General features: G+C 60.8%; 9 protein-coding genes, 2 tRNA genes and 1 pseudogene. 9 read left to right on the forward strand and 3 right to left on the reverse strand.

Annotation, left to right across the window (positions count from 1 at the left end; genetic code table 11):
* The 4 genes and pseudogenes from PV375_RS03585 to PV375_RS03600 form a co-directional block, all read left to right on the forward strand.
* Positions 1-189 (forward strand): annotated as a pseudogene (locus PV375_RS03585) (hydroxyacid dehydrogenase); the annotation flags it as partial.
* 15 nt (positions 190-204) lie between these two features.
* A complete protein-coding gene (locus PV375_RS03590) occupies positions 205-981 on the forward strand; it encodes a nitrilase-related carbon-nitrogen hydrolase (RefSeq protein WP_332106164.1) in 777 nt (258 codons plus the stop codon).
* Positions 982-1,052: 71 nt separating this feature from the next.
* Positions 1,053-1,124, forward strand: a tRNA-Asn gene (locus PV375_RS03595).
* A 257-nt stretch (positions 1,125-1,381) separates the two neighbouring features.
* Complete coding sequence (locus PV375_RS03600; RefSeq protein WP_332106165.1) at positions 1,382-5,212, forward strand: phosphodiester glycosidase family protein; 3,831 nt, start codon at positions 1,382-1,384, stop codon at positions 5,210-5,212.
* Positions 5,213-5,354: 142 nt separating this feature from the next.
* On the opposite strand, the gene fmdA is transcribed toward PV375_RS03600, so the two are convergent.
* The 3 genes from fmdA to def form a co-directional block, all read right to left on the reverse strand.
* Positions 5,355-6,608 (reverse strand): formamidase, encoded by a 1,254-nt coding sequence (gene fmdA, locus PV375_RS03605; protein ID WP_332106166.1) that lies wholly within the window; start codon positions 6,606-6,608, stop codon positions 5,355-5,357.
* Between the two features lie 39 nt (positions 6,609-6,647).
* A complete protein-coding gene (locus tag PV375_RS10530) occupies positions 6,648-6,992 on the reverse strand; it encodes an FmdB family zinc ribbon protein (RefSeq protein WP_442903924.1) in 345 nt (114 codons plus the stop codon).
* A 101-nt stretch (positions 6,993-7,093) separates the two neighbouring features.
* Positions 7,094-7,666, reverse strand: a complete 573-nt coding sequence (def, locus tag PV375_RS03610; RefSeq protein WP_332106167.1) for a peptide deformylase — start codon at positions 7,664-7,666, stop codon at positions 7,094-7,096.
* Between the two features lie 96 nt (positions 7,667-7,762).
* On the opposite strand from def, the gene PV375_RS03615 reads away from it, so the two are divergent.
* The 5 genes from PV375_RS03615 to glgP all read left to right on the forward strand — a co-directional run bounded on the left by PV375_RS03615 (position 7,763) and on the right by glgP (position 14,554).
* On the forward strand, positions 7,763-9,118 hold the full coding sequence (locus tag PV375_RS03615; protein WP_332106168.1) for a glycosyltransferase: 1,356 nt from the start codon (positions 7,763-7,765) through the stop codon (positions 9,116-9,118).
* A gap of 4 nt (positions 9,119-9,122) precedes the next feature.
* Positions 9,123-10,313 carry a glutamate 5-kinase gene (gene proB / locus PV375_RS03620; protein WP_332106169.1) on the forward strand — a complete coding sequence of 397 codons (1,191 nt, stop codon included), beginning with the start codon at positions 9,123-9,125 and terminating at the stop codon, positions 10,311-10,313.
* Positions 10,314-10,367: 54 nt separating this feature from the next.
* Positions 10,368-11,675 (forward strand): glutamate-5-semialdehyde dehydrogenase, encoded by a 1,308-nt coding sequence (locus PV375_RS03625; protein WP_332106170.1) that lies wholly within the window; start codon positions 10,368-10,370, stop codon positions 11,673-11,675.
* Between the two features lie 65 nt (positions 11,676-11,740).
* Positions 11,741-11,817: transfer RNA gene (locus PV375_RS03630), tRNA-Ile, on the forward strand.
* A gap of 175 nt (positions 11,818-11,992) precedes the next feature.
* The gene (glgP, locus tag PV375_RS03635) at positions 11,993-14,554 is read left to right on the forward strand and encodes an alpha-glucan family phosphorylase (protein WP_332106171.1); all 2,562 of its coding nucleotides are present in this window, start codon (positions 11,993-11,995) and stop codon (positions 14,552-14,554) included.
* The last annotated feature ends 164 nt before the right edge of the window (positions 14,555-14,718 follow it).

Here is a 14,718-nt window from a genome sequence, read left to right on the forward strand (position 1 = left end):
ACCGATCCCGAGCCGCTGCCTGCCGAGCATCCGCTGTGGCAGAACGATCGCTGTTTGATCACGCCGCACACCGCTGACACTCCCGAGCAGGTTGCGCCGCTATTTGCCGAGCGCGTGCGATTGAACGTGGCAGCGTTTTTGCGCACTGGTGAGTTTGTGGGTATTGCCGACCCGGTGCTGGGCTACTAGCGATAGGTGCGAGGGATGATGAAACAGCAGTTGAGCGTTGAAATCGTGCTGGCAGCCCCGGTACCGGGAGCTATTGATGACAATGTGCGGCGCGTGATTGAGCTCGTGCACGGCAGCAGCGCCGAGGTGGTGCTACTGCCCGAGCTCTTCCTCACCGGCTATACGTTCACGAACGTCGCTGAGCTTGCGCTGCCGCGCACGGACGCCCGCCTGGCGGCAATTGCGGATGCGTGCCGCGCCGCCAGGTGTGGGGCGGTGTTTGGCTATATCGAGGGCGACGGTGAGCGGGTGTTCAACTCGATGCTCGTTATCGACGAACACGGCCGCCAGGCGGCGAGCGTGCGCAAAACCCACCTGTTCGGTGGGGAGACCGAGGCATTCAGTGTCGGTGACGAGTTGCAGCCGGTGGAGATTGGCGGGCTGCGCGCCGGGATCGTGAACTGCTTCGAGCTCGAGTTCCCCGAGGTATCGCGCACACTGGCGCTGCGCGGAGCCGAGGTAATTCTCGCGGGGAGTGCCAATATGCATCCGTATTACGAAGACCATCTGCTCGCGTGTAGGGCTCGCGCGTTTGAAAACGCACTGCCGCTGGCGTACAGCAACCGTTGCGGTGCCGAATCGGGCTTCGATTTTTGCGGCGGCAGCCGTGCGGTAGCCGCTGATGGTTCGGTGCTTGTGCAGCTTGCCGACAGCGGTGAGGTTTCGGTTGTAGTCGAGCTGGAGTGTGCGGATCGCAGTGCACATCCGTCGATGCAGATCGGTCAACGGCGACCAGAGCTCTATGCCCAGTAGTGGGGTTCGACACGCCGGACGGAAGCGATTTCACTTGTCTTGCGGGGCGTGCTAGTCTGGCGTAGTTGCCTTCCCCGATAGCTCAATGGCAGAGCAGCCGGCTGTTAACCGGCAGGTTGTTGGTTCGAGTCCAACTCGGGGAGCTGAACATCAAAGCAAAAGTGCGGGAGGGCCACTGAAGAGGCCTCCCGCACAGCGCATTTTTCCGTGGAGTGTTTCTAAGCGAGCGCTTGGATCGTCTTCCTCTTCTTCTCGCTGATCGGCGGTTCTTACCCGGTCGACACTTTGCTGTGGTTCATCGTTCATTCCGCGTGTGCGTTTAATTAACACGCGATCATTAACCAAGAGGCGTCTGTGTTTTGGTCGCATCGCAGCGACTGTCCGATTATTTGGAGCCAGCATGCCCGCGAAACGTACTGCCACTCGCTCGAACCGCAGCCGATCTTTGGTTGCCTCCACCATTGCGGCATTCGCCTTGCTGCTGACTGGAGTCAGCCCAGTTCAGGCCGCGTCGACCGCTGACACCTGGATGCCTGAACAGATTGAGGGCTGGGCGACGATCACGAAAAGAACCTCAACCGCCCCGCTACAGCTCACCAATGGAGTGGAATACTCCGAGGAAATCATTGACTCGGTAGAAGGGCACCAGCCCATCAACATAGTCACCGCTGACACGAACGACCCCAACGTTGCGGTGCGAACCGTCAGCTCACATGATCGAATCATTGATCCCGAAAACGAAGCGGTTTCGTCTATGGCTAACCGCACCGGAGCGATTGCTGGCGTGAATGGCGGTTATTTCCGCATCAACGCGTCCGGGCAACCGAACCTCGGCTATATCTCAGGTGGTGAAATCTGGAAGAGCCCGGCTCACGACCAGGAAGGCACCTTCTCGGTACTTGAAGACGGCTCGATCAAGATCGGCAAACAAGAATTTTCCGGCACAATCACCGGAACTCAAGGGACACACGCGCTCGACTCAATCAACTGGATCGACCGAGCGAGCGAAGACCAGATTACGCTGGTCACTCCGCGTCTCGGCGAGGTCGCCAGCACCTGGCTTGAAGGTGAGAAGACTCTCGCCGTCGGTGCCTCCACCGATGGCGGCAAGACCATCCAGGTTAGCGAAGTGAAAACCGTCGCTGCACTCGACCAGTTACCTGAGGGAACCTACGGGTTGCTCGCGGGTGGACCAGACAGCTCGGGCGCCAAGTGGTTGCACGACAACGCAGCGGCTGGTTCTACCATCACCACAGAATCGAAGATCGCACCCAACAATGACATCGCCGAGATGGTGCAGGGGCCGGGACGAATCTTGCAGGACGGTGAGGTGTTTGACGACCCTCATCATCAAATGCCGTCACTCAAAAAAGTGCATCCCGAAACCGCCGCGGGTATTGATCGCAACGGCAAGCTCGTGCTGATCACCTTTGACGGTGGTCAGCCTGCCGACACTGCGTTGGGCGTCAACTGGAAGTACGTTGCCAACTATCTGAAATCACTCGGCATCACGGATGCAGTGCTGCTTGACGGTGGCGGATCCAGCACGATGGTTACCCGCGTGCCGGGAGACACCCAAACCACCGTCGCGAACACTCCGGCAACCGGAGGCGGCCCCGAACGTCCAGTCTCGGACGGAATCTTCCTTTACAGCACCGCCACTGAGATCGGCTCTGCCACATCAGTACATTTGAACGGAAACGAACCGCTACAGGTGGCCGCCGGTGCCAAAGCCTCGGTGAGTGCATTTGCCGCCGATAGCAATGGCAATCCCACCGGGGACACGGTGGACGTTTCGGTTGCTCCGGAGTCACTCGGCAGCTGGGAGAACGGTACCTTCACCGCTAAGGAGGCAGGAACCGGGACCCTCACCGCCAGCGTCAACGGCATCGTACAGACGATTGACGTGGAGGTCATCAGCGACTTCGACAGCCTCGCTATCAGTCCTGATAGTCCACGTGTCGACAATGGCGATGAACAGCAATTGACACTCGTCGGCATCAAGGACGGTCAGGAAGTCGCGCTGCCCGCCGGGTCGGTCGAGTGGTCGATTGACAATGCAGAGCTCGGCGAGATCAGCAAGGATGGCCGTTACAGTGCAGCGGAGGCTGGAGCAGGCGTTGTGACGGTGACTGCCGCGCTCGGCGAACAGAAAACAAGCACACAAATCAGCTCGGGCTCTAACTACGAGACGATCTTCGTTGCGGATGACCCTGCGAAGTTCAAGACCGAGCCCAAGGACGGCGCGACGACTCAACCCGAAAGCGGGTTTGTTGCATCCGATGATGTGCCGGAAGGCTCCGACCAGTCGAGTTCGGTGAGTTTCGACTTTTCGTTCCCCAATGACCCGAAACAGCACTCAGTAACGATTTTGCCAGATGGCGACACGAGTTTTGAGGTGCCACAGCGAAACGGTATCGCGCCAACCTACGTGTACTTCACTGTGAAAATTGAAAACGATGCCGAGAATCCGCAACCGGCTTGGCTCGTAAACAATCTCGTGGATGCGAACGGTCAGGTGCAGGCTCTCTGGTCAGAAATCGGTCCTGACCAGTACAACAAGTGGATCACCATCCGCAAAAAGGTGCGCTGGGGGAAGCTGACCGAATACCCGTTGCACTTCAGCAATATTCGCTGGGTGGGACAAAACGCTAAAGAAGCGAGTTCGGGCACTTTCAAACTTGCCAAAGCCGAACTGAGTTACCCGCCGAGCGCAGCCGAGGATGACTACGAGCCCATCGCCTCTGGCAACCCTGACTGGCTGCAGTATGAAAATAGTGCCGAGGCGTTCAAACCTGGCGGCACCACGTACATCATGGGTGATGACGGTCACCTGATTGCTGCTCAGCCCGAATCATCCAGCGCGGTCAACGTCGACAATATGGTCAAGCGCACCAAGGGGGAGACTTACACCAGCCAAGCCGGGCAGACTGTCGCACCGCTCGCGGAAGAGGGTCGGCCCGAAATTGCCGTGAGCCTCGGAGATATCTCCGACACCGGGGATGTTGACAACCTGCAGTTTGCAAAGGACAAGTGGGAAGGCTTTGGCGTACCGCTGTATGACGTCGTCGGAAATCACGAGGTAAGCCAGGGCGCGCTTCCGGCCGACGGTAATTTCTACGACGTATTCGGGCAAGACACACACTTCAGCTTTGTTGAAGGTGACTCAACGTTTATCTCTGTTGACAGCTCGCGCGGTGGAGTGACGGCCAGCCAGAGCCAGCAGGTACCGGATGAGTATCAGTACGACTGGTTTGTCAATGAACTCGAGTCAGCATCGACCAAGACGGTGTTTATTTCCACGCACTGGCCCGCGTATGACCCGCTCCCAAACAAATCGAACCAGTTCCAGAACCGTTGGGAAGCGCAGCAGTTCCTGCAAATCATCGATAACTACAAGCAGGCGCACCCCGACAAACGAGTAGTGGTGTTCTACGGCCATTCTCGAGGGTTCGCCAGCCAGTTCATCGACCCGATGGGCCGACCCGGCACCGCTGAAACGGGTATCCCGCAGTTCACGGTGGCAGATATTGGCACGCCACCCTACACTGCGCCAGACAAGGGCGGCTTCTACCACTTCGCTCTCTTTCACGTAAACCCGGACGGTACCGTGCAGTACACGGTTGAACCGCTGCTGCAATCGGTGGAGATCGATCAGGGAGATAAGCAGGGCCCGGTTGACGGTCGATCGACGAACACCGATCCCGAGCCGCTGCCTGTCGGCGACGCCCGTCAATACACAGCGACCGCAATCAACACTGCGGGTAAGGGTGACGATAATCCGCCGGTCATGCCCGTGCAGGCACCGCTCTCGCATGTGTGGTCGAGCTCCAACCCACAGGTTGCCACCGTTGATCCGGTTACTGGCGAGGTTACGGCCATTGCGAAGGGTGCCACGACCATCAGCGTGACCACCGGCGGTATCACGGCCGAGATCAAGGTCGAGGTAAGCGAGAAAGACTCGTCGACCCCGCCGAGCGACGGTCAGAACCCTGGTGACAATGAGCAACCCGGAGACGATGCCACCGGCGCTCCGATTCCACCGGGGGAGACAGGAACCAGCGGCGAAGAATCCAGCAACGCAGCAGACAATCAGACTGACAACAACGGGCTCGCCGGTACCGGTGCTGAGGGGCAACACACCCTGATCGCGCTGACGGTGATGATCACCGGGCTGGGCCTGTGGCTATTGATGATTCGCCGTAAGCAGGGGGCGGAAGCCGAAAATTAAAACCCAGAGCTGGGCGACGTACCGACTGTCTTGATAGATGTGTGTACTGCTCAGCAGCCGGGTATCCAACACAACAAAAACGCCGGGGCGGGGCCGAGCTTAAGAGCTCGACACCGCCCCGGCGTTTGAATGGGGAATACGGTTAGCGGTTCGCCGCGCGGGGCGCGCCGATACCGGGATCGATCCGCGGAACTTCGCCGGCGCTCGGGCGCACATCAATATCGAAGATCGCGGTGGGAATGTACACGGTTGCGCACGAGTTCGGAATGTCGACAACGCCAGACAGGCGGCCCTCGATCGGCGCGGCACCCAGCAGCAGGTACACCTGCTCGGGCGTCCAACCAAAGGTGCTCAGGTAGTCGATCGCGTGCAGGCAGGCGCGCTGGTAGGCGAGCTGCGAGTCGAGATAGCGCTGCTGACCATCCAGCGTCACTGAAGTGCCAGAGAACGAAAGCCACTCGCTGTAGCGTGGCTCAACGTTACCGGGCATGAAGATGGCGTTTTCTTTAACGTTGTACTTATCCATACCGCCGGGGATCACATCCACGTGCACGTCAATGTAGCCGCCCATCTCGATGCCACCGCAGAAGGTGATTTCACCATCGCCCTGCGAGAAGTGCAGGTCACCGACCGAAAAATTCGCCCCGTCAACGAACACGGGATAGAACACGCGCGTGCCCTTTGACAGGTTTTTGATGTCTTGGTTACCGCCGTTTTCACGTGGAGGAGCGGTGCGGGCGCCCTCGGCAGCGACGCGCTCGTAGTCTGCGCCGGTGAGGCTACCGAGAATTGCGTCCTGCGGCTCCGGCGGCAGTGCCAGCGGCGGCAGCCGGTTGGGGTCAGTGGCGATCAGGTCGCCCTCACGCTGATTCCACTTCGCGAGCAGTTCATGAGATGGCGCCGTGCCCATCAGCCCCGGGTGGATGATGCCGGTGAACGAGACCCCGGGAATGTGTCGCGAGGTTGCCGTTTGGCCATTGAAATCCCACACTGCCTTGTACGCGTCGGGGAACTGGTCGACCAGGAAGCTACCGCCGTTGTTTTTTGCAAAAATTCCCGTGTAGCCCCAGCCCTGGCCGGCCAGCGGGCCCTCCTCCTGAGGAATCGCGCCAATGTCGAGAATATCGACAATGAGCAGGTCTCCGGGCTTGGCGCCCTTGACGTGGAACGGGCCCGAAAGTGCGTGCACCTTACTAACCGGCGCGGTCAGGATATCTTCGGCGCTGTCATCATTTTTGATGTAACCGTCAAACCACTCTCGACAATCGATGCGGAATGAGTCTCCGGGGTTCACAGTGACCGCTGCGGGAATATCCGGGTGCCAGCGGTTGTGTCCAACAATCTCTTGTTCGGGGAAACTCTTGGACGAGTCGAGGGGGAACAGATTTTTCGGCATGTCTCTCCTTTGAGCGATGGGTATCTGTTGGAACTGGAGCTAGGGGCGAGGAAGGCCTCGGTGCGCCGGATCGTGTGTCACGCGGGTCGGTGACTTTGCACCGCTCGTGGGCAGGCCCGATACCAGCTGGGGCTCATGTGCGCTGCGTTCTGTAGCGTCAATGGCAGCAACCGCGGCGCGGTTTGCAGTGAACACCGTCGGCGCGCTGATGCGGCGGTGAGCGGTCGCACCGCAATCGGGGCACTCCCGCTCACGCGTAGCGGTTGAGATTGGCATCAAGGCCACGGACACGTGGCGCTCGGGACATTTAAATTCGTAGAGCGGCATGCGCACTCCTTCGTCTGCGGTAACCGGCGACAACGTCGTCGAGGTTGCGGTCACCATAGCAGCGAGGGATGCAAAAACAAGCCTAAAAACTCCCCGATGCCAAGCGTATTCACAGAAAAACGCGAATGGTTCGGATAGCGGTCAAAGCACCGCCCAAGCTACCCCTCGAGGTCGTCAGTGCCCGGCAGCCATGAGCATCCCGGCACGCCCCAGCGGCGTTTACGAAGAATTTTTTGCGCCATTCGCCAGTCATTGCTCGCCAGCCGGTCGATATAGATCACGCCGTCGAGATGGTCGTTCTCATGCTGCAGGATGCGCGCCAGCCAGCCCTCAGCCTCGAGTTCGTACCGTTCGCCGTCCAGATTCGTTGCGCGCATCAGCACCCGATGCGAGCGACGCAGCGGGAACCGTTCACCGGGGAACGAAAGGCACCCCTCGGTTTCTTCGTCGGGATCAACCTCGTCGATCGATTCGGGCACGACAGGGGCGAGCCATAGCTCGGGGTTGATCGCCACATCCCGCACCGACAGGCCCGGCTCTTCCCAGGCATACACAAATAGTCGCTTGTTGACGCCCACCTGCGGGCCGGCAAGACCAACTCCCGGTGCCGCATCCATGGTCTCGAACATGTCGGCAACCAACTGTCGCACCCCATCATTGATTTCGCTGATGGGTTCGGCAACATCGTGCAGCACCGGTTCGCCATAAATTTGGATGGGCAAAATCGTCATAGAAACACCCTACTTTGCTACCCCGGGGTGATGCCGTTTCGAGCCGGGGTTCAACTAAGATCGTCTGTCGACCGTAATCAGACAAGGACCGACCCAGTGCCTACCAGCCCCGAAGCGTCAACCAGTCCCGAAACTCCAGATAACCGCGTGGCCAACCAGCAGCGCGAGCATCGGGACCACGACAGCAAGCCGCTGCGGCTACTCATCGCCGCAGACACCTTTCCGCCCAACATCAATGGAGCGGCAAAATTCACGGTCAACCTCGCTTCATCAATGGCGGCGCGCGGGCACGACGTGCACGTGGTTGTGCCCTCAGCCGACCGCTACCACGGCACAGCGCAGGAAACCTACGACGGGCAGACGTTCACCGTGCACCGCCTGCCATCTGACCGCTGGTGGCCTCACGACTGGCTGCGCTATGTAAAGCCGTGGCGGGCACGGCACTGGATGCGCAAAAAACTCGCCGAGATCAAACCCGATGTCGTGCACTATCAGTCGGCAGTTGTGCTCGGACGTGCCGTCGTGCGTGAGGCGCGCGCCTACCCCGAGCTGCGCGTCATCGGCACCAATCACCTCATGCTCGAAAACCTGCTCGAGCACACTATGCTGATCAAACCGCTGCAGCGACTCGGATCAAAGATTTGGTGGGCGGATGCACGCAAAACTTTTGCGGTCACCGATGCGCTCACAACCCCAACACGCCGGGCGGCAGACTTTCTCGAATCAAACGGCGGGATCGGTCATGTGCTGGCGATCTCGTGCGGGCTGCGTAAGAGTGACTACACCGCCGATTGGAACGAGAAACCGGTCAAACGCATCGCCTTTGTTGGTCGAGTGACCGGCGAAAAACGCATCGATGTGCTCATCAAAGCGTTTGCCAAACTGCCAAATCACGCCGAACTGCGGTTCGACATTGTGGGTGATGGTGATCTGCGCGGCTCGCTCGAACGGCTAGCCAAAGAACAGGGTGTTGCCGAGCAAGTGGTGTTTCACGGGCGGGTGTCCGACGAACAGCTGCGCGGTATCTACCGTGACGCCACAGTGTTCGCGATCGCCTCAACTGCCGAGCTGCAATCAATCGCAACTATGGAAGCAATGGCATCCGGGCTGCCGGTGGTGGCCGCAAACGCAATGGCGCTGCCGCACCTCGTGCACGACGGAGTGAACGGCTATCTTTTCCCGCCGAACGACGTTGATGCCTGCGCCGAGGCGCTGCAGCGGGTGTTGGATGCATCACACCAGCAGCGCGTCAAAATGGGCCGTGCCGGATACGACATGGTTGATATGCACGATATTGATGCCACTATGACGCTTTTTGAGCGTCTTTATCGGGGTGAGAGCGCCGATGATGTGGCCAAAGACTCGGCCAATGAACAAGACCACTCGCTCGATAACGTGGTCGAGGCGGTAACCGGATCGATTCCGACGGTGCGGCCAGACACGGCACAATAGAGGGGTGACCGATCCGCGTTCGTACCCCCAGACCGTAGCCGCAACCGACACTGTGGCGGCTGATCGCTCGCTTTTGCAGCGGGCACAGCGGGTGGTCGTCAAAATCGGATCATCATCGCTGACTCGCACTGACGGCAGACTCAATATCCCGGCGCTGCGCAAGCTCGTGGATGTGTTGGCGCAGGTGTGGGAACGCGGCACCCAGGTGGTGCTGGTCACCTCCGGCGGTATTTCCGCTGGGTTCATGCCGCTCGGGTTGGATGCTCGGCCAACTGAGGTTGCGACCGCGCAGGCAGCCTCGGCTGTTGGCCAATCAGCGCTCATGGCGCACTACACCGATGCGTTCGCGGCCTACGACATCACGGTGGGGCAGATTCTCATGACCGCCGGCGACACCGTCAGTCGCGACCGGCACCGCAATGTGGTGCAGGTAATGGAGCGGCTGCTCGAACTTGGCGCGGTGCCGATTGTCAACGAAAATGACGCGCTGGCCACGAGCGAACTGCGGTTTGGTGACAATGACCGACTTGCGGCGCTCGTCGCACAGATTGTGCACGCGGATGCGCTGGTGCTGCTCACCGACGTCGACGGCCTGTATAACGCGCCGCCGGTGACGGCCGGGGCAAAACGCATCCCGCTCGTTACCGATCTGAGCGCGCTCACCGACGTGACAGTTACCGGCCGCGGTTCGACCTTCGGTACCGGCGGTATGATCACCAAATTGCAATCGGCCGAGATCGCCACGAGCTCGGGTATTGGCGTGATGCTCACCACCGCCGCCAATGCGCATCGCGCGCTCATTGATGGCGAGGATGTGGGCACCTGGTTTGTGCCGCAGGCGGGGCGTTCTAGCCGCCGTAAGGCCTGGCTTGAGCACGCGGCCGGACTCAACGGGCGGATCATTATCGACCGGGGCGCTGCCGAAGCACTGCGTGAGCGGGGTGCATCGCTGCTCGCGGCTGGTATTCGGGAGGTCGAGGGCACGTTCGTCGCTGGCGACCCCATCGAAGTGATTACCGAAGACCGTGAACCTGTAGCACACGGCATCATCGCCTACGATGCCGACGAACTGCCCGAAATGCTCGGCCGGTCAAGCGGTGAGCTGAGCCAGCAACGTGGCGTGCGCAAGGTGCGTGCCATTGTGCACCGTGACGATATGGTCATCGTCGGCCGGAACCAGCACACAACGCAATAGCTTTGCCGGGGCAATAGCTGCCTCGGCTGCGGCCGGTATGGCTAGACTCCTGATATGAACGCCAACGCCGCCGTATCCGAAACCGATCTGACCGCCAACGAAATCGAGCAACAGGTGCTCGAAATCGCCAAGCAGGCAAAGATTGCCGCTCGATCGCTCGCCACCGCCACCCGCGCTACCAAAGACGCCGCGCTTCTTGCCTGCGCCGACGCGCTGATTGCCGCCAGCGACGAAATTATCGCCGCGAATGCGCTCGATCTGCAGCGCGGTCGCGACAGCGGGATGAGTGCCGGCCTGCTCGATCGACTCGAACTCACCACCGAGCGCGTGGCGAGCATCGCCGCTGCGCTACGAGAGGTGGCGGCATTGCCCGACCCGGTTGGTGAAATCGTGCGCGGTTCGACACTCGCGAATGGAATCCGGCTGCGTCAGCAGCGAGTGCCGATGGGTGTGGTCGGCATGATTTACGAGGCCCGCCCGAATGTCACGGTCGACGCGGCCGGGCTGGCATTGAAGTCGGGTAACGCCGTGGTGCTGCGCGGCGGTTCAGCGGCGCTGGAATCAAACCGGGTGATCGTGCGCGTGCTTGGGGATGCTCTCGAACAGGTGAAGCTGCCGCGCGAGCTCGTGCAGAGCGTGGATGATTATGGTCGCGAGGGCGGGGTGGCGCTGATGCGCGCCCGCGGGTTCGTGGATGTGCTGGTGCCGCGAGGGGGAGCGGGGCTCATCCGCACCGTTGTGGAACAGTCGACCGTGCCCACAATCGAAACCGGCACCGGAAACGTGCACATCTATGTGGATGCGGACGCCGACCTCGATCATGCGTTAGGGATCGTGATCAACGCCAAAACCCAGCGAGTTGGCGTGTGCAACGCGGTTGAAACCCTGCTGGTGCACGCGGATGTGGTGGAGGCGTTTGTGCCGCGCATGTATGCGGCACTCGCCGAACGGAACGTCACCCTGCACGCCGATGATCGCATCCGCAATCTCATTCCCGGCGGCGGGAAAGTTGCAGCGGCCACCGAAACCGATTGGGAAACTGAATACCTCGACTACGAACTTGCCGTGCGTGCGGTCGACACTATTGACGAGGCAATCGAACATATTCGCAGCTATTCATCCGGGCACACCGAGTGCATCATCACCGAGTCGCTTGCCGCGAGCGAACGATTCACTGCCGAGGTGGATGCCGCGGTCGTGATGGTGAACGCATCCACGCGATTCACGGATGGTGGCATGTTCGGGCTGGGAGCTGAGCTGGGAATTTCAACCCAGAAGCTTCACGCCCGTGGCCCGATGGGGCTCGCCGAACTCACCACCACGAAGTGGCTCGTGCACGGCGACGGCAACGTGCGCCCGTAGCCGGCGCAGCGGTCGGCCTTCATTGCACCGACAGCGACGCGACCGCGTAATATGGTCACGTCCATGGGGTGGTAGCTCAGCAGGTCAGAGCAGTGGACTCATAATCCATCGGTCACGGGTTCAAGTCCCGTCCACCCCACCAACTCGTGAGTGCGTCTTGACACTTCAGCGGCCATCAAGGACTGCCAACCGCCACGGTCGCGTCGGCCGCTGTTTCGGGATGCGCAGTGGGCAGCGTCCGCATCAACCGTTGAATGTTCGGCATCTATCTGCCAGGTGCCCATATGCCGTTTACTTGATTGGCTACCCTGACAGGTGTGAAGGCATTCAATTCTCTTGACGTCCAGAGCGTACTTCCCGAAGCGCTCAAGCCCCTCGAAACCATCGCCATGAACCTCCGGTGGACTTGGCGGCCGCAGTCAGAACGACTGTTCCGTTCAATCGACGACCACCTGTGGCGTGAGACCGGGCACAACCCCATCCAGCTGCTGCAGCAGCTGCCCGCGTCGCGCCTTCGTGAACTTTCCACCGACGCCGATTTTTTGCACCGGATGGAACAGGAACTCGAAGAGCTCGAAAGCTACCTCGAACAAGACCGCTGGTATGCCAAACAGACCCGTGGCACTGAAGACGCCAACACCACCGTTGCCTACTTCTCGATGGAGTTCGGTATCGCCCAGTCGCTGCCGATTTACTCGGGCGGCCTCGGCGTGCTCTCGGGCGACCACATGAAGTCGGCCTCCGACCTGGGCGCCCCGGTCATCGGCATCGGTCTGCTTTACACCTACGGCTACTTTTCGCAGACCCTTTCACGCGAGGGCTGGCAGCAAGAGAACTACACCACCCACCCCACCGACAGTCTCGCCGTGGCACCCGTGCTCGACGAGCAGGGGGAGCAGCTGCACGTCGGCATCCAATTCCCCGAAAACCGCACCGTCGACGTTGCCGTGTGGAAGGTAGTGGTGGGTAACGCCACCCTGCTGCTACTCGACACCAATATCGACTCGAACCCCGAAGACTTCCGCTCAATCACCGACCGTCTCTACGGCGGCGATGTTGAGCACCGCATCAAACAAGAGCTCGTGCTCGGCGTTGGCGGTGTGCGTGCGGTGCAGCGCTTCTGCGAAATCTCGGGTCAGCCGCACCCTGACGTTTACCACATGAACGAGGGCCACGCCGGCTTCCTCGGAGTGGAGCGAATCGGGCAGATCATGGCGCAGGGCGAATCGTTTGAAACCGCGCTGGCGGTGGTTCGCGCTTCGACAATTTTCACCACGCACACCCCCGTTCCTGCCGGTATTGACCGCTTCGACCTGCACCTCGTGCAGCGCTACCTGCAGGGCAACGATCAGGGCCACAGCGAACTGGTTGCCGGGGGAGTGCCGGTGCAGCGCATCCTCGAACTTGGTTCGGATGAAGACCCGTCGCGCTTCAACATGGCGCACCTCGGCCTGCGCATGGTGCAGTACGCCAACGGTGTGGCAAAACTGCACGGTGCCGTGTCGCGCAGCATGTTCCGCAACCTCTACCCGAACTTCGACATCGACGAGGTGCCGATCACGTCAATCACTAACGGCGTGCACTCGCAAACCTGGACGCGCGGTGCGATGAAATCGGTGGTTGCAGCCATGAGCGGCGGCCGTGAACTCGCCACCGCCAACCACTGGCACGAAGCCGATGCCGTAGGTGACCAAGAACTGTGGCGCATCCGCAACGAACTGCGTGCCGACCTGGTTACCCGCGCGCGCCGCCTGGTGCGCCAGTCGTGGCTCGACCGCGGCGCCGAAGAAGCAGAGCTCGGCTGGACTCGGTCGATGCTCGACCCCAACGCGCTCACCATCGGGTTTGCCCGCCGCGTGTCAACCTACAAGCGGCTCACCCTGATGCTGCAGAACCCCGAGCGTCTGCGCCGCATCCTCACCAACCCCGACCGCCCGGTGCAGATCATCATCGCCGGTAAAGCCCACCCGGCCGACATGGGCGGTAAGCAGCTGCTGCAAGAGCTCATCCGCTTTGCCGACGAGGCCGGTGTCCGCGACCGTCTGGTGTTCCTGCCCGACTATGACGTGACGATGGCCAAGTTCTTGGTCGCCGGTAGCGACATCTGGCTCAACAACCCCATCCGCCCGCAGGAAGCCTCGGGCACCTCGGGTATGAAAGCCGTCATGAACGGCTGCCTCAGCCTGTCGACCTCGGACGGCTGGTGGGATGAGCTGCGCGACGATCGCTACGGTTGGACCATCCCCGATGTGCCTACCGATGACCAGCGCCAGCGCGACCTGCTCGAATCGGAAGCGCTCTACGACCTCATCGAGTTCGAGATTGCGCCGATGTTCTTCGACCGCGACGCGACCGGCCTGCCCAAGGAGTGGGTCAGCCGAGTTCGCACGTCAATGTCGGAAGTTGGCCCGCAGGTGACCGCCGAACGTATGGTGCGCGACTACTGCACCGAGCTATACATCCCCGCCGGCCGTTCATCGCGCGCCGTGCGCGACCTGTCGGCTCCGCGCGAATTCGCCGAATGGCAGCAGCGGGTGCGTCAGGCCTGGTCGCAGGTGGTGGTGCGTGATGTACGCAACGAGACCGCCCAGCCCACCACCGGCAACGACGTGCAGCTGAGCGCCCACGTCGAGCTCGGTGACCTGCAAGAGCAGGACGTTCGCGTTGAAGCGCTGATCGGCGAAGTAAACGAGTTCGGCGACCTCGAAAAACCGCGGGCCCTGCCCATGAGACGCGACGATGCCGAGGCCGGCCGCTGGGTCGCGCAGGTGCCGTTCGATGTGCCGGGCAAGTTCGGCTTTACCGTGCGCGCGGTTCCACAACACTCGCTGCTGCGCTCGCCCGCTGAAATGGGGCTCGTGCAATTCCCGCGCTCATAGCGCAATCACACCGTTAAGGTGACCGGATGCATCGGGAATTGGATGCATCCGGTCACCTTTTACTATTGCCTGGCAACACGCCGAACGAATGGATTACACCCTTGTCATTCACGGGTAGCGTCAGGCATAATTCCGGTGACAGCAGAAACGTTTTCACGTGACCG

Origin of the sequence: Gulosibacter sp. GYB002, assembly GCF_036577665.1 — a bacterium.
GTDB lineage: Bacteria > Actinomycetota > Actinomycetes > Actinomycetales > Microbacteriaceae > Gulosibacter > Gulosibacter hominis.

What these genes read in the sequence shown, in the direction of transcription:
- PV375_RS03590 (WP_332106164.1), top strand. Translation starts at nt 205, where the DNA reads ATGATGAAACAGCAGTTGAGCGTTGAAATCGTGCTGGCAGCCCCGGTA.
- PV375_RS03600 (WP_332106165.1), top strand. Translation starts at nt 1,382, where the DNA reads ATGCCCGCGAAACGTACTGCCACTCGCTCGAACCGCAGCCGATCTTTG.
- fmdA (WP_332106166.1), bottom strand. Translation starts at nt 6,608, where the DNA reads ATGCCGAAAAATCTGTTCCCCCTCGACTCGTCCAAGAGTTTCCCCGAA.
- PV375_RS10530 (WP_442903924.1), bottom strand. Translation starts at nt 6,992, where the DNA reads ATGGTGACCGCAACCTCGACGACGTTGTCGCCGGTTACCGCAGACGAA.
- def (WP_332106167.1), bottom strand. Translation starts at nt 7,666, where the DNA reads ATGACGATTTTGCCCATCCAAATTTATGGCGAACCGGTGCTGCACGAT.
- PV375_RS03625 (WP_332106170.1), top strand. Translation starts at nt 10,368, where the DNA reads ATGAACGCCAACGCCGCCGTATCCGAAACCGATCTGACCGCCAACGAA.